Origin of the sequence: Bradyrhizobium sp. 6(2017) (genome assembly GCF_011058295.2) — a bacterium.
Classification (GTDB): Bacteria; Pseudomonadota; Alphaproteobacteria; order Rhizobiales; family Xanthobacteraceae; genus Bradyrhizobium; species Bradyrhizobium septentrionale.
Genome location: NZ_CP049289.2, coordinates 9,884,153 through 9,906,823 on the forward strand (window position 1 = coordinate 9,884,153; position 22,671 = coordinate 9,906,823).

Annotated in this window: 14 protein-coding genes; 1 reads left to right on the plus strand and 13 read right to left on the minus strand. The window is 59.9% G+C overall.

What is annotated here, in order from left to right; translation table 11 throughout:
* Positions 1-35: 35 nt before the first annotated feature.
* The 12 genes from G6P99_RS46965 to G6P99_RS47020 form a co-directional block, all read right to left on the minus strand.
* Positions 36-1,316, minus strand: coding sequence for an HlyD family secretion protein (locus G6P99_RS46965; protein ID WP_165126906.1), 1,281 nt, complete (start codon positions 1,314-1,316; stop codon positions 36-38).
* 17 nt (positions 1,317-1,333) lie between these two features.
* Positions 1,334-1,537: a DUF1656 domain-containing protein gene (locus tag G6P99_RS46970; RefSeq protein WP_165126908.1), complete on the minus strand. Its 204-nt coding sequence runs from the start codon at positions 1,535-1,537 to the stop codon at positions 1,334-1,336.
* Positions 1,534-3,492, minus strand: coding sequence for an FUSC family protein (locus G6P99_RS46975; RefSeq protein WP_246709437.1), 1,959 nt, complete (start codon positions 3,490-3,492; stop codon positions 1,534-1,536). Before G6P99_RS46975 ends, G6P99_RS46970 begins: the two co-directional genes overlap by 4 nt.
* A gap of 128 nt (positions 3,493-3,620) precedes the next feature.
* A complete protein-coding gene (gene cydB, locus G6P99_RS46980; protein ID WP_165126910.1) occupies positions 3,621-4,601 on the minus strand; it encodes a cytochrome d ubiquinol oxidase subunit II in 981 nt (326 codons plus the stop codon).
* Positions 4,598-6,001 (minus strand): cytochrome ubiquinol oxidase subunit I, encoded by a 1,404-nt coding sequence (locus tag G6P99_RS46985; RefSeq protein WP_165126912.1) that lies wholly within the window; start codon positions 5,999-6,001, stop codon positions 4,598-4,600. The genes cydB and G6P99_RS46985 overlap by 4 nt, the downstream gene beginning before the upstream one ends.
* A gap of 26 nt (positions 6,002-6,027) precedes the next feature.
* Entirely contained in the window at positions 6,028-7,749 is a 1,722-nt protein-coding gene (gene poxB, locus G6P99_RS46990) for a ubiquinone-dependent pyruvate dehydrogenase (protein ID WP_165126914.1), read from the minus strand.
* An 83-nt stretch (positions 7,750-7,832) separates the two neighbouring features.
* Positions 7,833-8,456 carry a LutC/YkgG family protein gene (locus G6P99_RS46995; RefSeq protein WP_165126916.1) on the minus strand — a complete coding sequence of 208 codons (624 nt, stop codon included), beginning with the start codon at positions 8,454-8,456 and terminating at the stop codon, positions 7,833-7,835.
* A complete protein-coding gene (locus G6P99_RS47000) occupies positions 8,453-10,006 on the minus strand; it encodes a lactate utilization protein B (protein WP_165126918.1) in 1,554 nt (517 codons plus the stop codon). The genes G6P99_RS46995 and G6P99_RS47000 overlap by 4 nt, the downstream gene beginning before the upstream one ends.
* Positions 10,003-10,743: a (Fe-S)-binding protein gene (locus tag G6P99_RS47005; RefSeq protein ID WP_165126920.1), complete on the minus strand. Its 741-nt coding sequence runs from the start codon at positions 10,741-10,743 to the stop codon at positions 10,003-10,005. Before G6P99_RS47005 ends, G6P99_RS47000 begins: the two co-directional genes overlap by 4 nt.
* Before the next feature lie 161 nt (positions 10,744-10,904).
* Positions 10,905-11,621, minus strand: coding sequence for a helix-turn-helix domain-containing protein (locus G6P99_RS47010; protein ID WP_165126922.1), 717 nt, complete (start codon positions 11,619-11,621; stop codon positions 10,905-10,907).
* A gap of 321 nt (positions 11,622-11,942) precedes the next feature.
* Positions 11,943-17,429 carry a trifunctional serine/threonine-protein kinase/ATP-binding protein/sensor histidine kinase gene (locus tag G6P99_RS47015; RefSeq protein ID WP_165126924.1) on the minus strand — a complete coding sequence of 1,829 codons (5,487 nt, stop codon included), beginning with the start codon at positions 17,427-17,429 and terminating at the stop codon, positions 11,943-11,945.
* Between the two features lie 307 nt (positions 17,430-17,736).
* Positions 17,737-18,372 carry a response regulator transcription factor gene (locus tag G6P99_RS47020; RefSeq protein WP_165126926.1) on the minus strand — a complete coding sequence of 212 codons (636 nt, stop codon included), beginning with the start codon at positions 18,370-18,372 and terminating at the stop codon, positions 17,737-17,739.
* Positions 18,373-18,773: 401 nt separating this feature from the next.
* Here G6P99_RS47020 and G6P99_RS47025 point away from each other — a divergent pair, with 401 nt between their 5' ends.
* Positions 18,774-19,088 (plus strand): response regulator transcription factor, encoded by a 315-nt coding sequence (locus tag G6P99_RS47025; RefSeq protein WP_246709438.1) that lies wholly within the window; start codon positions 18,774-18,776, stop codon positions 19,086-19,088.
* Here the strand turns inward: G6P99_RS47025 and G6P99_RS47030 are convergent.
* Entirely contained in the window at positions 19,038-21,794 is a 2,757-nt protein-coding gene (locus tag G6P99_RS47030; RefSeq protein WP_165126930.1) for a PAS domain-containing protein, read from the minus strand. The genes G6P99_RS47025 and G6P99_RS47030 overlap by 51 nt on opposite strands.
* Positions 21,795-22,671 lie beyond the last annotated feature (877 nt).

Below are 22,671 nucleotides of genomic sequence, written 5' to 3' on the forward strand. Positions count from 1 at the left end.
AAGCCAGTATGAAATCTGGACCGCATGGCGTGACATCAGCGATTGCGCGGTGACAAATCCATGCCGGGCGCGAGCCCGGGATTAATCTGCTCGGGCGACGCGGCCCCCGGCACCGTCTCGGCAGGAATTGATTCCGTGGGGACGCGCTGAATGGTCATCACGGGCAGACAATTTGGACGCGGCAGCGGGTCGTTGAAAAGATCGGTGAGCTGATCCACGACATCCCTGCGCATGCGATCGAACCAGTTAGGACGAGCGACTTCTGCTGCCGGTCGCACCGTTACCGTTGCAGTCATCCCGGAAACCAGCGGCACACCAGACGGGACTGTATCGATCGAAATACGAACCGGCACGCGTTGCGCGAGCCGTACCCAGGTATAGACTGGGTCGACATTGGGCAGCCCTTGCGCACCCGCGGCGGCGTTCGACACGCTGATGCCACGGGTCACCGTGCCCACGCGTCCGGTGACCGGCTGGCCATAGCCCATCAGCTTTGCTTCGGCGCGATCGCCGACACAGACCCGTGCCAGCTTCGTCTCTTCGAAATAGCCGTCGATCCAGAAGCTGTCGGCATCGATGACCGAAATATTGCTCGTCCCGGCATGCGCAAAATCGCCAACGCGCATCAGCAAATTGGTGACGTAACCATTAACGGGACTGACAACGCTCGTCCTCTTCAGGTTGATCTCTGCTTGCGCGAGTTGCTGTTGCGCGGCGTCGAGCGCGGCCTTTGCCTGAACGGCGTTGCCGGCAAAGATTTGCTGCTCTTCGGCCGTGGTGGCCAAGTTGGTCAAGTGCTGACGGCGTTCGGACTCGACCTGCTTAACCTGAAGATCGGCGGCTCGCTGCTGGACCGTCGCAACGCCCGTCCGCTGGGCTACTTCAAAATCAAACGGCTCGATGGTGTAGAGTACTTCGCCCTTGTGGACATATTGGTTGTCGACGACCCGTATATCGTTGATCTGGCCCGATATCTGAGGTGCGACATTCGCAACCTGTACACGTACCGTGCCATCCCGCGTCCAGGGAGCCATCACATATTGCTGCCACGTGAGAAGGGCAATCATAAGCGCGGCGAGCGCGATGGCGAGGGTGGCGAGGCGCTTGCCAAGCGAAGCGAGGAAACTCGCGGGGCCACGGCGGGCCCCCGGAGAAACGGGAGCCGACGAACTCTGCTGTCGATCATGGTCGATGTCCGGCTGGCTGCGTGCCACGGGCTTTTGCCCCGGCGCCGGATTCGGGCTATCGCTTCCTAGATCCTGCGTTGTAGCGAGTTGCGCATCATGCGTTGCGGCTCGATCTTCAGAAACAGACATTCCCAAGACTCTCTCCTTTAGAACGATAGCGCCAGCAGCCCGACGATCGCGACATAGAGGCTGAGCTCCGCGATCGATGGATTGCTGAAAAAGCTGGAAAATCGCATGAGATGTAGAATCGGACGCAGCACTATGATGATCGCGACTGCCACCACGGCATAGGAAATGATGGGGGCGACCAACACACCGCCAACGATCAGTTCCCGAAAGGTCTGCGTCATGATGATGTCTCCGCAAGGGACTCCGCACCTGAACGCGGTGGAGTGAACACAACACTTGCGAGGACGAGCGCCGCGCTGGCGCCGGCGACGGTAACGTCCCCGAGGGACGCGCCCTGGCGTAGCGCTTCGGCAGCGGCAATCATGGATGCGGGATCCCGCCGCCCGAGCGCCGCGTGCGCGGCGCGGGCCTCCGCCCGCAACGGACCCCGCATCAGGCGGTCCAGCTCCAGCTGGCCGAGGCGAAGGGCAGCAGCCTGGTCGAAAGCAGCCATCGCCTCTTCCACGGCCGCCTGATGCTCAGGCGTACTGCCGCCAACGGCCAGAATTTCCGCGATCCGGCCCGCGTCGCGAAACAGCGCCTCCTCCGGGGCAAGCTCCTGGTTTTGCCAAGACGGCAAGAGCCTGAGATCCCGACGTGCCGACGCCAGCAGCCACTGGCGGTGGCGGTCAGGTGATACCGGAGGAATAAGAATATCCGCCGCGAACAGAAGGCTGGTCGCGAGCACGAGGAAGAGAACGGAAAACAGAAATGTCTGCGGATTGTAGGTTTCCGGATTGCTGGGCGCGAAAAGAACCAGGATGAAGACGAGATTGAGCCGACCAAGCGCCGATACGATCCGATTCGGCACGGTCATCAGGAGCGCGGCACCGATCATGAAGGGGGCCAACGCGATCGCCAGCAGGGGAAACGCCGTGGCGCCGTCAAGAACGACGAACTCCAGTATGCCGGCCATGAGTGATGCCAGGGGCGCAACCACAACCGCGATCGTCGTGAAGGCTCGCGGATCAGGGGTCGTGGCACGCAACCCGATGATGATCGCGACGAACGACAGCGACACCTCGGTCGTGGACCAGCCGCTGAGCGCGAAGAAGGATGCCACCAGCAGGAAGCAGGCGGCGGCTCGTACGCCGGACTCGGCCGCAATACGACGGGAACGATACAGAGGCGCGCGCCAGGCTCTTGACGGGCGCGTGCCGGCGACGAGCGCCGTGAGGCTTCCCCGCACTTCACCATCCATTCGGAGCATACGTTCGGTGAACCAGAGCGACCCTGATGCCAACAGGTCGCGCGAATCCATGTCGCGCTCGATTGAAAGCGCTCCGTGCGGCGATGCGACTATGCCGTTGGAATTCGCCTCCAGTTGTGCAACGACCTGCTCGCGCTCCCCAGGCGGAGCGGATCGCGGCAACAGCTCCAGGGCGCGTATTGCGAACAACTCGGCTACCATCCCTACCATCGCATCACGGGCGGCAGCGCTCCTCGCCGGACCATTGCTCGACTCGGCACCGAGACTGTTGATCTCGGGGCGCTGCGCAGCGATTTCACGCAACAATCCCGCGGTTGTCATTGCAGGCACGGGTTCTCCGCGCAGAACGCGTTCTGCGTAGCCGGCTAGGCGGCGCCGAAGGGCTTCGAGTTGAGCCGCCAGACGTGGATGCTGATCCGGCGCAACCAGGAGATCGTTGACGACCGTGACGACGAGAATCCCGACTGCGATGGCGGCGCCGCGCGCTACGCCGGATTCGAAGACGTGCTGAGGATTATCGATCTGCTGAACGGCGATAATTGCCACCGTGTAACCGCTGAGCGCAGCGGCGTAGGCACGATTGCCGTCCAGCAGACCCACCGCATAGACACAAATTCCCAACCACGCCGCGAATGCGCTGAGAAGCAGGGCTCCGGTCTGAACGAACATGCCAACGATGGCGACCGATGCCGCCACACCGATGACGGTCGCAATCAGCCGAAACGCCGCCTTTTCCAGCGCCTGACCGCGTGTCGGCAAAGCGAGGACGGCGACGGTTACCGCTGCAGAAGACGGTGCCTCCAATTCGAGCCAGAAGGCTGCGTAGAGCGCCACAACGATAGCCAGCCAGATCCTGATCGCGAAGGTCCACGAGCTTGCCGGAAACCCCGCAAAAGTCATTGGGCGACTGTCTACGGTAGTGCTCAAAGTGCTCTCCGACCTTCATGTGGATTGCAGTGTTGAGCCGTGCGTGGCGCGCAGGCTGACATGGAAAGCATGGCCATCATTTTGCGATCTTCGATGCTGGTTAAAACGTAACGGCCCGAGTTGCCGTTTTATTCGTAACCCACATCCGCCACTTTTCCGCGAAAGAGCCTGTAGACCACGAACGTGTATATGAGCGTGAGCGGCATGACGAAGAGACCGGCCCCCCAAAAGATGAAGTTCAGACTTGCCGGAGGTGACGCTGCTTGCTCGACCGTGAGCGCGAACGGAATCATGAATGGCCAGAACGAGCAGGCCAAGGTGCCGAAGGCTGCGAGGAAGATCAGCGTGGAGAATCCGAACGGCGCCAAGTCTTTGCGCTGCTGTACGCTCTTCAGCAAGCAAACCGAAGATATCGCTCCGATCAGAGGGAAGATCAGGAGATACGGACGCTCGAGCCAGCGGCTCATCAAATGGAGATGCATGGTGAGCGCCAGGACAAAGGCCGTGGCCAGAAAAGCAAGGACGGCAACGGTCATCACAGGCAGCAATTGGTAGGCGCGCTCCCTTATCTCTCCCTCGCACTTCCGGACAAGCCAACTGGCGCCGAGAAGGCTGTAGCCAAGCACCAGCCCAAATCCGCAAAGCGCTGCGAAAGGGCTGAACCAGCCCAATGTCCCGCCGATATAGTGACCATCCTTCATCGGTAGGCCTTCGACCAAAGCGCCTACCGTCATGCCCTGGATGAATGTCGCGACGAACGATCCGCCGGCGAAGCCCAGATCCCAGAACCACCGAAATCCGAGCGATTTGTATCGAAACTCGAACGCCACACCGCGCAATATCAACGCACACAGCATCAACACGAGCGGGAGGTAAAACGCCGACAGAAGCGCGGCATAGGCTGCCGGAAAGGCGCCGAACAGCACCGTGCCGGTGATGACCAGCCAGGTCTCGTTGCCGTCCCAGACCGGCGAGATGGCGCCGAGCATCTTGCGTCGATTGGGTTCGTCAGCAAACGCAAACAGGATGCCGACACCAAGATCAAAGCCATCCAGCAACACGTAGAGCAATGTGGTTGCCGCCAGCAGGCTTGCCCAGAACAGAATCATGCCCGGTTCCCTCCTTCTGTGGTCTCCGGAATCGGGTCGCCGATCACCGCAAGCGGACGCTTGGAATTGGTGCCAAAGATGGGCCCCGGTCCGACAGGCCCGGCCCTCAAGAGGCGATAGACATAGAGAGTTCCGAAGCTGAAGATGATCAGATAAACAGTGACGAAAATGGCCAAGGAAACCATTACGGCTTCGACCGTCAGTGTCGGAGTGACGGCGTCGGCCGTGCGAAGCGCGCCGTAAACGCTCCAGGGCTGGCGCCCCACTTCTGCGGTGAACCATCCCGTTAGCGTCGCGACGAACGGAAGCGGAAAGCTCAGGAAGGTCGCCCACAGCAGGAGCCGCTCTCCCTTCCTGCGATCGACCACAAGCTGGAAAGAGCCCAGCCAAGCGACTGCCATCATCAAAAGACCACAGCCAACCATCACCCGAAAGGCAAAGAATGGGATCGCAACAGGCGGCCTATCTTCCTTCGAAAAGCTGGTCAGCCCGACCTCCTTGGAGTCGAGCCGCATCGAGGCGATGAGGCTGCCGAGATATGGAATCTTCAGCTCGAAATGATTTTCTTCCTTCGCTTCATCCGGAATGGCGATGAGGACCTCGCTGGCAGGCTGTTCGTCATGCCAGCGGCCTTCGATGGCTGCGAATTTCGCAGGCTGTTTCTCGTGAACGTAATCCCCGTTCAAGTGCCCCAGAAACAGTTGCACCGGAACGAGAACCGTTGCCAGGAACAGACCCATTCGCAGCATCAGCCTGCCTTCCACCGCGTATGTGCCGCGCAAGCGATACCATGCGCCGGTCGCGGCAACACAGAAGGCCCCGGTCAGATAGGCCGCGACCAGCATGTGAGGAAAGCGGACCCATACGACCGGGCTGAAGATGATCGCCTTCCAATCGGTCGGGACGAAGATGCCATTCTCAATTGCGTAGCCTACCGGAGCCTGCATCCAGCTGTTGTTCACCATGATCCAGAAGGCGCTGAAGGTCGTGCCAAGCGCCACCATCATGGTCGAGAACAGGTACATCAGCGGCGGCACCCGGTTTCGCCCGAAGATCAGCACACCATAGAACGACGCCTCCAGGGCAAATGCCGTAAAGCTCTCGTACACCAGCAATGGTCCCTGAATGGGGCCTGTTACCTCCGACAGCCGGCTCCAGTTCATCCCGAATTCGAACGCGAGCACGATCCCGGAGACGACACCGAGCCCAAACGTCACGCCGAATATCCTGAGCCAGAATTCGAAGAGACGACGATACACAGGCTTCCCGGTGGATAGGTGGAACGCCTCGAGCACGACCAGCCACGCGGCAAGCCCGATCGTGAATGACGGAAAGATGATGTGAAACGACACCGTGAAGGCAAACTGCACGCGAGACAGCAGAAGTGCGGTCCACATCATGTTGTAGCTCCCGTTCCTGCCGAAGATCAGCGAGTTAGATTGACCTTCGCAAGGTCGATGAGTTGAGCCGCGCGGCCGTCAAGAACTGCTTTCATCGTGAACATCCCGAAGTGGTAGGCCTCATCGACGGTCGTCTTGGGCGGCATGGCGAGCTCCTGCCGAGCACTCACCACGTCCAGCAAGACCGGGCCTTGGTGTGCGAGCGCGGCCTCAATGGCCCCCTTCAACTCCTGCGGCTTCTCGACCCGGATGCCGCGGACACCCATAGCGTCTGCCATCAGCGCAAAATTCGGATTCTTGAGGTCACATCCCGTGTCGAGGAATCCATTGGCCTTCATCTCCATTTCGACAAAGCCGAGCGTCCCGTTGTTGAGGACGATCACCTTTACGGGGAGCCCCATCTGGGTCAGCGTGAGAAAATCTCCCATCATCATGCTGAAGCCGCCGTCGCCCGACATCGAGATGACCTGGCGATCCGGATAGGTCGCTTGCGCGCCGATCGCCTGCAACATCGCATTCGCCATCGATCCGTGATTGAACGAACCGATGATGCGCCGCCTGCCGTTGACTTTCAGATAGCGCGCGGTCCAGATGATCGGGGTTCCGACGTCGCAGGTGAATACGGCATCGTCGGCGGCGAGTTCGCTCACCAGACGGGTCACATATTGCGGATGGATGGTATTGCTGTTCGGACCGCTCTCCGCCAGCGAGTCGAGATCTTTCCTGGCCTTCTTGTAATCGATCAAAGCATCGTTGAGATGGCTGAAGTCCGTCTTCTCCTTGACCACCGGCAAGACGGCATCCAGCGTATCCTTGACAGTCCCGAGCAGACCGAGGTGAAGCGAACAGCGATTGCCAAGCGCTTCCGGCCTCACATCCACCTGCGCGATTTTTGCGTGCTCTGGATAGAATGCGCGGTAGGGGAAATCCGTCCCGAGCATCAGGAGAGCGTCGCAATTCTTCATCGCCGCGTATCCTGATGCGAAGCCGACAAGACCGGTCATCCCGACATCGTAGGGATTGTCGTATTCAATGAACTCCTTGCCGCGAAAGGCGTGCACTATCGGTGCCTTGAGTTTGCGGGCCAATTCGACGATTTCTGCGTGAGCACCTGCACAGCCCGCGCCGCAGAACAATGTCACCCGTGATGCTTCGTTGAGAAGGTCTGCCAATTGTCCGATTTCGGTTGCGCCTGGGCGGAGCACCGGCGCAGCCGGCACCATCCATTCCGGGACATCGGCGTCGATTTTCGTCAGCGCGACGTCGCCAGGCAACACGATGACCGCGACACCTCTTTTTGCGATCGCTACCCGGATGGCACGCTTGAGGATCTGTGGAAGCTGATTGGCACTCGAAACGAGTTCAACGTAGTGACTGCACTCCTTAAACAGGCTCTCGGGATGGGTTGCCTGAAAATAGTCGATCCCGATCTCGCTGCTCGGGATATGGGAGGCGATCGCCAGCACCGGCACGCCGCTGCGCTGGCAATCGAACAGACCATTGATCAGATGCAGATTGCCGGGACCGCAGCTGCCGGCGCACACGGCAAGGTTTCCGGTGAGGTGAGCTTCGGCCCCCGCCGCGAAAGCCGCAGCTTCCTCATGACGCATGTGGATCCAATCGATCGATTTTCTTTTCCGCAGTGCGTCGGAAACACCGTTGAGGGAGTCGCCAACCACACCGTAGACACGCTTCACGCCCGTCTTCTCGAGGGCTTCGACCAGGTATTCGGATGCAGATTTGCTCATTGATTTTTCTTTCCTATCGCGCGGTTCCAATGTCGAACTCGGGCCGTTTCTCTTCTCCGGCGGTGAAACTGCCGGCGATGACCTCATTTCCGTTTCAGCGGAACGAGTTTGCTCTCTGCTCGCGCAACCGGCAGGACGGAAAGCGAGCGCACGCCCTGCGCACCGTGGATGAGCACACCTTCGATATCCGCCGTCGCGGACGGGCCGGTGTGGAAGCTGGCATAGTGCCTGTCGCGGAATTCGGGTCGGCGATAGGCGTGGTGCAGGTTGACGACGATGTCGGCAGGATCTACGAGCACGATCAGGTGTTGCGCGAGGTAGGCGACCCCGTTGACGTGAAGATCGGCATCGCTCAGCAGGACGGAGCCAGTCTCCGCGACGGCGAATGATGCTCGGACGATGGCAAAATCGATATCCGCGAGATCCCGCGGCGCACCGACGTCAGCGATATCCCGGTTGCCCACGATCTCCGGCACGGTGGAGCATACGACTTTTGCATCCGCGATCTTCGTCCGTACCGGCGCCAGGATATCGCCGCAGGCTGGCGGATCGAGGAATACGCCGCCCATGCGGTGCAGGTTGTCCTTGAAAGTAGACAGAAGCGAAGTGGGCGGTCCGCTGTCAAAGAGGGGCACGTGTGGCAGCGGCCGGTCCAGGCGTGGCAGATTGGCTTGGATCGAAGCCAGGATGTCGTCGCGGCTGCTCATGGCTTCTCTCCTCGATTCGCGTGATACCAGCTGTGGAAAGTTTGCTTGGCTGGGTGCGGCACTTCGCGGTGCTTCCCCCAGGCGTTGAGGCCGTTGTAAATGACGAAGCGTGGCAGATGGGCGAGCGCCGTTTCGGCCGAGGCTACCGCGGCGCGGTAGGCCGCGGGCCTGGACAACACAGCGCCGGCGGCCTTCATGGCGGCTTTTTTGACGAGCGGCACCTCGTGCTGATTTACGAGAACCCGCCGCCACGCATAGATCTGCTCGTGGATGTTGATCTTCACCGGGCAGACATTGGTGCAACTGCCGTTAAGCGAGGAAGCGAATGGCAGGTTGCTATATTTCCGCGCGTTGAAGGTCGGATCGATGATGAGGCCGATCGGGCCGGAATAGGTGGCGCCGTAGCTCAGGCCCCCGCTGCGGCGATAGACCGGACACGTGTTCATACAGGCGCCGCAGCGGATGCACTTCAGGGACGTCCAGAATTCTTCCAGGCCCAAGCGCTCTGACCGGCCGTTGTCGACGAGCACCACATGCATCTCGCCACCCGCCCGAGGCCCACGGAAATGGGAGGTATACTGGGTCATCGGCGAGCCAAGGGCGCTACGTGACAGGAGGCGGACGAGCACCGCCAGGTGCTCCAGGCGGGGAATGATCTTCTCGATGCCGATCGAGGCGATGTGCAGCTTCGGTACGTTGGCCGATAAATCGGCGTTGCCCTCGTTGGTGCAGACGACGAATGTCCCGGTCTCGGCGACCACGAAATTGGCCCCCGTCATGCCCGCATCGGCGTTGAGGATCAGCGGGCGTGTCGCCTCCCGTTGTGCTTCCGCCAGATAGTGGACGTCGCTATTGCCGGGGTCGGTGCCAATCGTACGTGAGAATACTTCCGCCACATCGGTGCGCAGCTTATGCACGGCCGGTACCACGACATGGCTCGGATCCTCGTTGTCAAGCTGCTGAATGCGCTCACCCAGATCGGTCTCGATGACCTCGATCCCGACGGAAGCCATGTAAGGCCGGAAACCGCACTCCTCGGTCAGCATCGACTTGCTTTTGATCAACGACTTCGCACTATGGTCGCGCAGGATGCCATGCACAATCTTGTTGTGCTCGGCGGCGTCGCGTGCCCAATGCACGTGGATCCCGTTCGATCGCGCGTTGGCCTCGAACTGGCCGAGATACTCGTCGAGATGGGCGAGCGTGTGTTCCTTGATCGCCGAAGCGAGCGACCTAAGTTCCTCCCATTCGGGAATGCCATGCATCTCGCGGTCGCGCTTTTGCCGCAGATCCCAGAGCCGCTCGTCATGCATCTTCTCGTGCTCGGTAGCAGCGATAAAGCGGGCGGCAGCCTCCTGCTGGTCGATCGGTCGGTTGCCACGGACCTTCGCACCCCGCGGCTGCGGCTCAGGAGCCGGCCGCAGTGGCTTCGATGCTCCTTCGGCGTGATCAAGGCGGCGGCCGTCGCGGATGATGGCATCGGGGTCGGCATCGGCCCGCAGCTCGGAATGCAACATCGCGCTGCCGGTTTGCTCGTGCGTCGTACTCATGCGCTGGCTCCGTTCAGGATTTCGGCGATGTGAATGAACTTCATCGGAACGCCGATGCGCTCGGCGCAGCCTCGCTGATGCATCAGACACGAGCTGTCGGCCGAGACGATGTATTCAGCGCCGGCATGCGCATGGTCGCTGACCTTGTCGTAGCCCATCTTGGTGGAAACGACCTCCTCGAACACCGAAAAGGTGCCGCCGAAGCCGCAGCATTCGTCGGGACGCACCGGCCGCGCGAACTCGATTCCGTCAATTTTGGAAAGCAGGTCGATGGGCTTGGAGAAGAACGGCTCGTGCAACTCCGACGGAAGCGCGTGCTTGAGCCGGCGCAGCGTGCCGCAACTGTTGTGCAGGCCGACCCGATGCGGAAATCTGGCCCAAGGAAAAGCGTCGACTTTCTGTATGTCATGCAGGAAATCGACCAGTTCGAAAGTTCGCGAGCGCACCTCCTTGACCTCCTCGGTCTGCTCTATCGCGAAATTGTCCCGCACGTGGTGGACGCAACTGCCGGATGGTGAGACGACGTAGTCGAAGCGGGAGAAGTTGCGCACGAACAGCGCCTCGGTATCGGCGCCTTCGGCGTCGAAACCACTATTGGCCATCGGCTGGCCGCAGCAGGTCTGGTCGGGAGGATAGTGGACATCGTGGCCGAACCGCTCCAGGAGTTCGAGCGTCGCGATGCCGACCTTTGGGAAAAAGGCATCAATGTAACAAGGGATGAAAAGCCCGATTCGCATTTGTATCTCCTTGGGTTGACAGCCGCGATCAGTAGTGTTCGGCTGTTGATCCCACTTTGCCTCAAGACGCTGCAGCTGAGAGCGGGCAACCGTTCGAGCCGGTTCGGTGAACGCTCACGCCGGCGCGCGACATAGTTTCAAGCGAGCGCCCCAAGAGTTCGTCAGCTAATCGGGAAAGTGTTTTGCGGCTTTGGAAGGAGCGCGCGCTTCGCACCACAGTCAGGCAACTGCCGCTCCGTTCTTAATGGTCGGATCATCCGAACGAGCGATGATCGAGCATTCTTTCCCTCACCCACGCTTGAGATTACCCGCGGAAACTGGTGTTCGCGCCGCCAAATCGACGGGCTCTGACCAAAAGCTCGCCGAAAAAGTCTGCACAAATGCGCTTGGTCCGAGAAACCGACGCGCAAAGCAATCTCGCTTAGGGGTTCCGTGTTTGTTACCATTAGTTGACAGGCTCTCGCGAGCCGCCGTTTAACCACGTAGGCATGCGGCGGTTCTCCGAAGGCTTGTTTGAACGAACGCGAGAAGTGTGCCTGGCTCCGCTGAGCTACAGCGCTGAGATCGCTCGCGCTGATATTGCTGTGTAGATTCTCCTCTATGAATGCGCGCACGCGCGCCATCTGCCAACCGGCCAATGCTGCCGGCCTGGAACCGTTGGCTCCCGAGTGACGTTCAATCTCCGACCGCAGAATGCATGATGCCGCGGCCAGCGAGGCCTTCGCCGCTTCCCGGTCGCTGTCGAGTTCACGCTGCGCCGTCTCAAGAAGCTGAGCCAGGCTGCTTGCCAAATAGTGGAACGGCAGACCGGCCGCAGACGGCGCGTCCGTGGCATTGTTTGGACGGGCTTCTGCTAATTGACGAGCAACGCCTCTCATACTCACGCTCCACCTTGTAGACACCATAGATCCCTTGCGTCCGACGGGGCGCGAGCGAATATCGACCGCGCACTGCTGTGTAGGACCCATTGTGGTGCATCCGCAGGTGGCTCGCGAGTACGCTCTGGTTTACAAAGCTGGATTGTTAAGGCGATCGAAAGGTACAACGCCGAGTTTTGCGGCCAGGGCGCGTTTCAACGATCGAATCGTCTATCTGTTGCCGTGCCCGTGTATGGGTTCGCCTAACGACGGCAAGGAGCGAATGACCGGCCAGTTTGGTTTGGCAGATACATGTTCGTTAGACAACTTCGCGCGCAGCTTTCATGGATTCCATTCCGCGTTGGGCAACGTGAATTGAAATAGGGCGCCGCGAGGTTCGTTTGGGGCAGCCCACAGCCGGCCTCCATGCGCTTTGATGATGGACCGGCAGATCGATAGGCCCATTCCTAACCCACTGGATTTCGTTGTGTAGAACGCCTCAAAAACACGATCCAGCTGTTCTGGATCAATTCCAGGGCCGGAATCTTTCACTGCAACGAGGGTACCATTTGTCTGGCTTGGCTCGGTTGTGATCAGTAGTTCTCTCTCTCCCCCTTCAACCGAGCTCATTGCTTCGACCGCGTTCAAAATCAAATTCAGCACAACTTGTTGCAGCTGAACGCGATCGCCTCGCACAGGAGACAGCCCATCCCTCAGCCGGGTTTGGACCGTGACCTCATTCTTGCTTAAGGCGCTGTGCGCCAGCACAACGATTTCGTCGATTGCGTTGTTGAGATCGAACCAATCCCTTCGCGGAGGGGCCTTCTTGATGTGATCTCGAAGGCGATCGATAATGTCTGCGGTTCGGTCGGCATCGCCAACCACACAGTCGAGGGCTTCCTTGACCTCGCCAAGGTCGGGCAAACGTTTCTTTAAGAAATTCAGTGCAGCTCGCGCGTTATTGCGCGCGCTGCCAATCGGCTGTTTAAGCTCGTGAGCTAACGAAGCCGCCAGCTCCCCCATCACGCTCAAGCGATTCATGTGCGCGAGATCTGACTCCAGTTCGCGCAACGCTCGCTCCGCTCGCTTGCTCGCTGTCAAATCGAGCATGAATACGACACACTCGGGACCCCCGTCCTGGAACAACGCGCCTCCAACTAGGACCGGCACCTGGCGTCCATCCTTGCGCACGAACTCATCTTCGTACGGCTGCAATGTTCCCGCCATCCCTAAGTCCGGGATTCCTCGCCGTGCATTGCTATCAAGCGGTTCGGACGGCCTGAGATCCGTCCAAAGCAGCCGGCCGGTTACCAGATCGTCGCGATCATACCCTACGGTACGGAGAAAGGCGTCGTTGGCCTCTCGGATGAGACCATCAAGATTTCCGATCGCGATTCCTATTATGTTTGCGTCCACCAGACGGCGAATTCTCGCTTCGCGTTCCGCGAGATCGTTATACAACCGGGTATTCTCGAGCGAGATCGCCGCCTGGGACGAGAGCACCATCAGCACGGTTATCCTGGCCGGAGTGAACACGTGAGACGCCAGGCTGTTCTCGAGATAAAACATTCCGGACAATTTGCCCTGCTTTACCAGGGGAAGGCAGAGCACCGAGCGCACGCGATTACGGCGCAGGTAGCCATCGGACGAGAACGGCGTCTTGGCTCGTGCGTCGTCGAGGATGACAGGCTGCTGGGTCCGGCGGACGTGCGCGAGGACCGTCGCCGGCAGGCCAGGCGCCGGGGCGTCTCCGCCAACAAGCCTGACGCTGACAGTTTTCGCCGTGCTCTTCGCCTCGGCCTCGACCCGCAAATCATCGCCGTGCGGAAGGACAAGAAGGCCGCGGTCGGCGCCGGCATGCTCGATCGCGATCGTCATGAGAGTCTCTATCAGCCTGTCCAGCAGGAGCTCGCCCGCCACGGCCTGCGACATGCGGATGACGGTCGCGAGGTCGAGGTGCTCGAGCGACGTCTCGACGGTCGGGAAGTGCGGTTGGGAGACCTTTGGCGCGGCTTCCGGGTGGCGTCGGTCAAGCTGGGCTACCTTGCCCAATGCCCCCCAACGGCGGTAATAGTCCCGCGCCTCGCATCGGTAGCTCTGCGCTATTCTCTCTAGCCCACGACCGGCGAAGAAGTTGGCTGCGAGCTCGGCGCCGAGTGCTGCTTCCTGGATGAAGCCCTTTTCCAAAGCCGAGCGAACGGCCTGCTCATAGAGGCGCATGGCCTCGCTGTCACGGCCTTCCAGACCCGCAAACTCTGCAACGGCGAGGTCACGCTTGTGCGCGTAGGTGTGCGGCGCAGTGTCGGCGAGCGTCTGGAGCGTGGCGAAGCTTTCTTTAAGGCTCTCGCGAAGTGGGTTCGGCTCCGAAGTGGGTGCAGATCGGACGACCGCCAGGAGCGCCAGTGCATGGTAGAACTGAAAGGTTCCGGCCTGGATGTGGCATCGCGCCGACCATAGCGACGGTTTGGCGTTTTCTGCGGCTTCGAGGGCGGCCACAGGATCCCCCATCAGGTAGCGGAGCTGAAGCTGGAGAATCCAGTAAAAGCACTGGACGACCGGGATACCCGTTCGCAGCAAGGTCGCTTCATCGCAGATGAGGTTGTCGTTCGAGGTATCGCCTCTTAGCGTCGCGATGTAGCACTGAATCGCGAGCAGGATATCGATGATATGCGCATATCCTTTCTTTCGGACGAAGGTCAGGGCGTTGATTGACTCCGGCCAGATCAGATCAAGACGATCGCCACGGGCCAACTGGTTTGTGATGCGGTGCTCCGCACTTAGGGAGGCATACACGACCTCGCCCGTCTCCGCGGCGGCTTTGTCCGCAACGTCAAGGCATGCCAACGCCTCATCGATTGTGCGCGTCCAAAGAGTTGTCATCTGCAAGATGACATAAGCGGCGGGCCGATGCGCCAGGAAGTCGTGGCGCTCGGTAACCGCCACTGCCACCCGGGCAAACCGCTCGCCGTCTTCGAAGCGGCCGAACGTGGGACCGAGGATTATCCCCAGGCCGCCGTATCCGAGGATGCCGGATGCACTATGTCCGAAGTCGATCGATAGCTTGATCATCCGGCAGGTAAGAATGCCATAGAGATGGTGGTCGACGAAGTAGGAAGACTGGCCGAGGGTCACCAATATGCCGCTGAGCGCGCGGATTTCAGGATCCTCCATCAGCGGAAGATCAATGAGATTCTCGATCGGTCGAGATCCGATCCGGCGCTGCAGATCGTGGTATTCCTCGCGAACATCCTCGGCGGTCGGGCGCTCGGAAAACGTCATCTCGAACATCTTCAGGCACTCGAGCGCTGTGCGAAGGGCCAGCGCCATGTCGCCATGGAGCAGCTGAAGCGTGATCCTGAGCCTAAAGCCCTCCGTGCGATCCGTCTTGGTTCGCGCGTTCGCGAGCAGCAATTCGATGAGTTCAGCGGAGACGGCCGAATTCGCGTTAGATAGTTCGCACTCAGCGCGTTCAAGCAACAGCTTGAACGCAAGCTCGTAGGCCTGCTCCCAACCTTGATCGCCGAGCGTCGCGAGGCCAGAGGCGAAGTAACTGCAGGCGGAGGCGTATGCTGTTGAAGCCTTTGCCCGCAGTCCGGCCTGGAGATTGAGCCGAGCTATGCGTGCCTTCTCGTCCGGATCGTTGCACGCCGAAACTCCCAGGTTCAGCTGGTTGACGATGTCGAAAATCCGTTCGGCGACCTCATCATCCGTCAGTGCGGCCAGCAGCCGTTGCCCTGCGTGGAAGTGAAGGGCTGGCCGCCGGGCGTCGGGTATAAGTGCGTAAGCTGCTTCCTGGACGCGATCGTGAAGAAACCGGTAGTGCCCTCCGCGCGAGACGATGATTCCGGCTTGGACCGCCACACGCAGGCTTTCATTGAGTTCGTACTTGGGTGCGCCGAGTACCAGTTCCAGCGTTGCGATCTCGGCATTGCTGCCGAGGCACGCCAGCAGCTTCAGCGCGTCCTGGGCACTCGACGGCAGGCGCCTCAGCCGCCCGACCATGAGATCAACGAGGTTATCGGTGAATCCTTTGGCGTCAATTCCCTCAAGGTCCCAGGTCCAGGCGTGAGTCTTCGGGTCACGCCTGATGAGGGCCTCTTCGGCCAGATTGGTCAGGAACTGCACGGCAAAGAACGGATTTCCACCCGTCTTGCGATAGATAAGGCCGGCTAGCCTATGGGCACGCGTCGGCGGACAGCGCAACGTATCGGCAACGAGTTGGGTGACATCGGCGAGCGAGATCGGGCCCAGCGCGATTTCTTCGACAGGCGTTCCCGCTTGGCGGATGGCGGCCATTGTGCGGAAAAGCATGTGGTCCAGTCCGACTTCGTTGTCCCGGTAGGCCCCGATGAGCAGCAAATGGCCGATGTCCGAATCGATCGCGAGTTGCTCAATGAAGGCGAGCGTCGCCGGATCGAGCCATTGGAGATCATCGATGAAGATCAGTAGTGGATGCTCCCGCTGAGCGAACACGCCCACGAAGCGCTGGAGTACGGCCTGGAAGCGAAGTTGAGCATCGAACGGTGCGAGATCAGGCAACTCTGGCTGGGGACCGATCATCCGTATCAGCTCAGGAATCAAGTCCGTGAGCAGACGACCGTTGGCCCCAATCGCCTCGAGAATGCTATCACGCCAACGCGCGATTTCGGCCGATTTTCCATTCAGGATTTGGCGGATCAGTCCCTGGAATGCCTCGGCCACAGTTGCGTAGGGGATGTCGCGGCTGCGTTGGTCAAACTTGCCGGAGATGAAGATGCCACGCGGAAGGACGATCACTTTGTGCAGTTCGTTGACTACCGACGATTTGCCGATCCCGGAATAGCCTGACACAAGCACGACCTGCGTTTCGCCGCCGCTGGCCACTCGATCGAAGGCCGTCAGCAGTGTCGCTACCTGACTTTCGCGTCCGTAAATGCGCTCCGGTATAAGGAGGCGATCCGGCGCATCGCTCGCCGCAAGCGGGAATGGCTCGATCCGGCCGGTCTCTTCAAGCGCGGAAAGACATGTCCGCAGGTCGGCTTCGAGGCCGGCAGCAGTCTGGTATCGGTCTTCCGCAGCCTTGGCGAGCAGCTTCATCACAATTGAAGAGACCTGCTCCGGCGCGCGAGCCGCAAGCACGTTTGGTGGCGCGGGCTCGCGCGCGATGTGACAGTGAATCAGCTCGATCGGATCTGAGGTCGTGAAGGGCAATGTGCCCGTCATCAATTCGTAAAGAGTGACGCCGAGCGCGTACAAATCGCTGCGGGAATCGGTCGCGCGGTTCATGCGACCGGTCTGCTCTGGCGCCATATAGGCGAGGGTCCCCGCGATGACATCCGGGGGCTCTGGCGCATGAAGCTCGCGGGATAAGCGCGAAGCCAGGCCAAACCCGGTGAGCCGTACCTCCGTGCCTCCATCCATCACCAGAATATGGGCGGGTTTAAGGTCCTTGTGGACTAGCCCATGCTGGTGAACCTTGCCCAGCGCCGAGGTGATGCTGACAGCCAAACGCAAGAAGACTCCGATCTCCAATGGAGCTCCGAGAAATCTAGCCAGCGGCTGGCCTCCCCCATCGTTGAGTAACAGCGTGGTGCGGCCGCCTTCGCGCTCAAGAGCCAGAGGCTTCACTGCCCATGCCGGGTCCAGCATGTCCCGCAATGCGTATTCGTGAGCCAAGCGATCGAGGCTAGCGGGTGTCGGATGTTCTGTGGCCGGCAGAACGAGCAGCACGGCCTGCCGGCTGCCATCAGTGTTCTCGCGCCAACCTCGGCTGAACAGGAGCTCGCCGTCTTCCCAAGAATCCGAACGGCTGCCATCCCGAAACAGCGCATTCAGCGAATGAGGGCTCATTATCCGATTTCCGGCGTGGGGCTGCTGAGCCCTACCTCGAAAACAAGGTTTAAGCGCAGCGCATTGCGACCCCCTCTTCGTCGACCGTCTTCGTGGGGCAATCGCTGCGCGGCAGTAGGACGCGATGTGGATATGCTTGCGCTAGCTAAATCTTGGTTTAGGCAGGGCGCGAAGAGGATCGCGCGCCATCGTCCCTACTTCGAGCAGCTCGGTGAACCGAGCGGGATCGTAAGCACTCCGGGGGATTCGGCTGATCGGTGATCCGGTGACGACAGGCTTTGGCGTTGAGGGTGAACAATTCGGCTGGCTAGGAGCGTTGCGATTTCTCAGGCACCAGGTTGAGCCTGGCCGCCATTTGGCCGAACTCGGGAAGCGAATGAGCGTTCATCTTCCGCATCGCCCTGCTACGATGGACCTTCACCGTCGCTTCGGCAATGCCGATATCGCCGGCGATCTGTTTGCTAAGGCTCCCCCGCGCGACCTGAATCATGATTTCTCGCTCCCTTGGGCTTAGCGTCCCGAAACGCCTTCTGAGGTCGGCCGTCGCGCTTTCATTTTCTCGACGGACACGATCGCGCGTCAGGCCGAACTGAATTGCATCAAGAAGCTCCTGATCCCGTATTGGCTTCGTGAGGAACTCAATCGCGCCACCCTTCATGGCTTGCACCGACATCGGAATATCGCCGTGCCCGGTTATGAAAATGATTGGTAGCTCTCTGCCCGCCGCCGCGAGCTCGCGCTGGAATTCAAGACCGCTTTCCCCCGGCAACCTCACGTCCAGCACCAGGCAACTGGGCCCCGTCGGCGCTTCAGATCCGAGAAACTCGGAAATGGACGCAAATAGCTTGGAATTCAATCCGACGGATCGCAACAGGCGCCCGAGCGAGTTGCGAAGATCGACGTCGTCGTCGATGACCAGGACCGTTGAAGTTGCGTCAAGCATAGCTGCCGCTCGAGCCTGCCAAAGTGAGCCTAAGTCTCCATTCGCTAAAATCGGCCAGTGGCAACGAGCCTAATCCCAATCCGCGAACGTGAACAAGCCCGGTGTCGACCCGCGGGGGCGGCATAGACCATGATTTAGGCGGTGAAACTACCCGGCCGTTATTGTGGGGATGATTTGCTCAGTCAGCAAGCCGGCATACGCCAAGGTTTAGGGAGGTCGAGATTGCCCGGCGGCGCACTTTGGCGCAGGCTCAGGTCTGCAAGTCTCATGCGGCCGCGGCACTATCTTCGGAACGCCTGTATGACATAATTGAACGTACTGCTGGAGGCCGTATGCCGAAACGGTCGTTGGTCTCGGTCGTCGAAGATGATCAGTTCTTTCGCGAGTCAATGAGAAGGCTCATGAGATCACTGGGCTACAGGGTTGAGGCCTTCGCATCGGCAGCCGACTTCCTCGCCTCCCCTCGTCTTGGTGAGACTGCCTGCTTGATCGCTGACGTCAACATGCCTGTGATGACCGGCATCGAGCTCCACAGACACCTCATGGATTTGGGTCACACGATTCCGACAATTCTCGTTACAGCCTATGCTGACGATGACGTCCGGACCCGTGCGCTGAATGATGGCGTCATTGGTTACCTTCGAAAGCCGCTCGACGAGAAGCATCTAAAGCGATGTCTTCATGCGGCTCTCCAGTCTCGTCGGCCTGGCAATTGATGATTTCGCTTCCGCGCTCGGCAAGGTGAGCTGAAATATCGCACCGCAGGGTTCATTCGCCTCTGCCCACAGCCGCCCACCATGGGCGTCGATGATAGACCGGCAAATCGACAGCCCCATCCCCATGCCGCTGGACTTCGTGGTGTAAAAAGCATCGAACACGCGCTCGAGATGCGACGGATCGATGCCGGGCCCGGAATCTCGCACCGTCACAAGGACGCCTGTGTGGTCTTGCTCAGTGCTGATCAACAGCTCTCGTGCCCCTGCCTCTCTCGATCCCATCGCCTCGATCGCGTTCAGTAGCAGGTTCAGGACCACCTGCTGCAATTGAACACGATCGCCGTGAATGGGAAATAACCCCTCAGAAAGCCGGGTCTGAACCGTGACGCCATTGTTGATGATTGCACTTCGCCCCAATACAATCACCTCATTGATTGCCGCATTGAGATCAAATTGCTCTTTTCGCGGAGGCGCCTTCTTGATCTGCTCACGGATCCGGACGATCATGTCTCCGGCGCGATCGGTATCGCCCACAACGCAGCTAAGGGCATCCCTGACCTCACCCAAATCCGGCGGCTGCATGTCCAGAAAATTCTGGGCTGCACGGGCGTTGTTGCGGGCGCTGGCGATCGGTTGCGTGATTTCGTGAGACAGCGAGGCGGCCAGTTCTCCCATCATGCTCACGCGGTTCATGTGGGCGAAATCCGATTGCATCTGCTCCAATCGCGCCAGCGCTTGTGTGCGATCCTCAATGTCCGTCAGTAGGAGGTACCAGCGCGCGATGCGTCCGGAGTCATCGCGAACTGGGACGTGGCGGTTTTCAAACCACCGATATTCGCCGTCGAAGCGCCGTAGGCGAAGTTCGAAGTTGAAGGGAATCCCCGAGGTTATCCCTCTCTTAACAAGTTCAAGAACATGGGGAAGGTCTTCAGGATGCACCACATCGCTCGTTCCCCAGTTCTTTAGCCATTCCAGCGATCGGCCAAAATACTCGAAGAGTTGGCGGTTGGCGGTTTCGAGTTCACCGTTCGGGGCCAAGACCGCAAGCAGACCGGCTATCCCGTCAATTGCTGAACGTGCACTTCGCTCGCTTTCACGCAGCGCCTCCTGGGCGTGCATGATTGCCGTCACGTCTGTACCGGTGCCTCGATAGCCACGGAATTCTCCGTTGGCGTCAAACATTGGCTTGCCGCTGGCCCTCACGTACATCGGAGAGCCGTTGCCGCCCAACCCGCGATATACGAAGTCGCGGAACGGTTTACGTGAATCGAGGGTTGCCCAGACAAGCCGCCACTTCTCGGGTTCCGTTTCAAGGTCGTAAGCGTGATCCCACCACGCCGTGCCGAGTCGGTGGGCCGCGGGTGCGCCAAACGCATTCTCGGTCAGCTGCGTGAATTTGTAGTCCGGGCCGATTTCCCAAAACCAATCCGAGGCGGTCTCGGCGTAGTCGCGGAACTTCGCCTCGCTCTCCCGCAATGCTTCTCCGGCCCGCTTGCGCTCCGTCACGTCGATCTGTGTGGCGACCACCTCGACCAGCTCCCCATTTGTGGAGAACACGGGCTTGCGAATCGATTCGACGTATTTGGTCGTTCCGTCGGGTAGTACGATTCTGAATTCGCTCGAAAAGCCTCCTTTTCCGTTCTGCGCGTTCTCAACCTCCGCGCGCACCCGGTTTCGGTCATCCGAGTGGATCCGTTGCCACACCGCTTCGCGACTTGGGAGGCCGTCAAGCGGATCAAACCCAAAAATTCGATAGGTCTCCTCGGACCAATAGAGAATTGTCGACGCGTTGTACGTTGACGCACCGGTGTGGCTCAGCCTCTGTGCTTCAGCTAGATGGGCTTCACTGCGGCGTAGCCGGTCTTCGGCCTGCTTGGCTTCATCGACGTCAACAGAGAAGCCGTACCACTGTACAATCCGCCCCTCTCGGTCGCGCAGTGGCTCACCGCGAGCATGGTGCCAACGATATTTGCCGTCTGCCGCCCGACACAGACGGTGCACAGCCTGGTACGATGCTCCGGTCTGAATTGCGTGATAGAAAGCCTTAGCGGTTTCTGGAAGGTCCGCCGGGTGCACGAATGCCTCCCAACCACCATGCTTAAAATCCTCAAGTCGCATGCCGCTGTAATCCAAAAGGCGCTGGCTGACATGGGTCGGTTCACCATCGGGCCCCGCCGACCAGAAAAGGCCTGGTACCGTATCGATGATTTGGCAGAGCTTGTATTCGCTTTCCCGAGCGGCTTGCTCTGCGCGCTTAAGCTCCTCAATATCCACGTTCACCCCGACCCACTGCAGCAGGGTCCCATCTGTTGCCCTGAGCGGTTCGACGCGGCTGAGGAACCAACGGTAGTCTCCTTGAGCGTTGCGAACTCGCTGACTAAACTCAGCCGCCTCACCCATGCACAGACAGGTTGACCAGGCTTTGCGCGATTCTTCGCGCTCGTCGGGATGCAGCAACGGGATATGGGCGTCCCACTGTGCGCCAATGTCGATGCCGAAACGTAAGGGATGGTCATTGGGAAGACCGAGGTAGTCCGCAGTTCGCCTATTCACGAAGGTGAGCCCGCCGGACGGAGCCGCGTACCAGGCATACGCCGGAATCACATTTAGGGTGGCTTGCAGCTGTGCCAGGAATTTGGACTGTTCTTCGGCGTTCTTGCCTTCATTAGCGTCGACAGTAATCTTCCGCTTTCGGGTTTTGTGCATCGACCGACCCTATGGCTAACTTTTTCGCTCTGGATACATTGCGTCAGGCAATCTTATCGCAAAAAATTCGTGAGAGCCGCGGTCCGAGTACGCGGCGTTCATCGAATGCGCCACCATCTGTCAGCTCTGGCGTTGAGCTTCCGACTTGACTTCGGCAGAAGAGGCCCTAGGCGCACCGCGGCCGCTGTCCGCCCTGCCGAAATCTTACTGCATCGTCTGAGAATTGCCAGCCGTCGGAGGACATCGCCCGAGTGCTCGGACGGCGAGAGAGCCGTCGCGCTGGAACGACATGCTATCGCTCAAGCAGGCTGGTCAACGAGCGTGCCGTTCTGAACGCGGTCGATCGCCTGATCAGATTGGCGGCGAACCGCGAGCTTCCGGGCCGACGGATCGCGTAGGCCTTCCAGCAACTGAAATAGAAACTTCCGGCGCCTTGACTGGCAGTGCGAGTCCGCGGGATCGCCAAATCGGACGAACGAGGGATCACATTCGCGGTCCGCGTTGAACCGCTCTCAGTTCTTCGACCCCATCTCTGTACTCGCGGTAGCAGTGGCGCAGTGCGTCGGACGGTAACAACCTGTCGATTTTCTCTGCCACCCCACAAATCGCGACGGCCATTCCGAGGAGCTCAGACACACAATCGCCATCCCGCATCGGGATCTAGGGGCGTGAACCCTTAAATTCAGAGTGGTCGGCGGACGTCCGCTTTGGTGCGCATTTCGGACTCACGTCGGACATAACGTCACTTCCGAAAAGGGCCACAAACGGAAGTCGCCGAATTGCGCGGGCTGGACGCCTCGCTCTGGGCTCCCTCATGAAGCCGATGGCAGCCAATGCTTTCGTCAGAGTTGTTTCAGATTGCAGTAACTCGTATCCG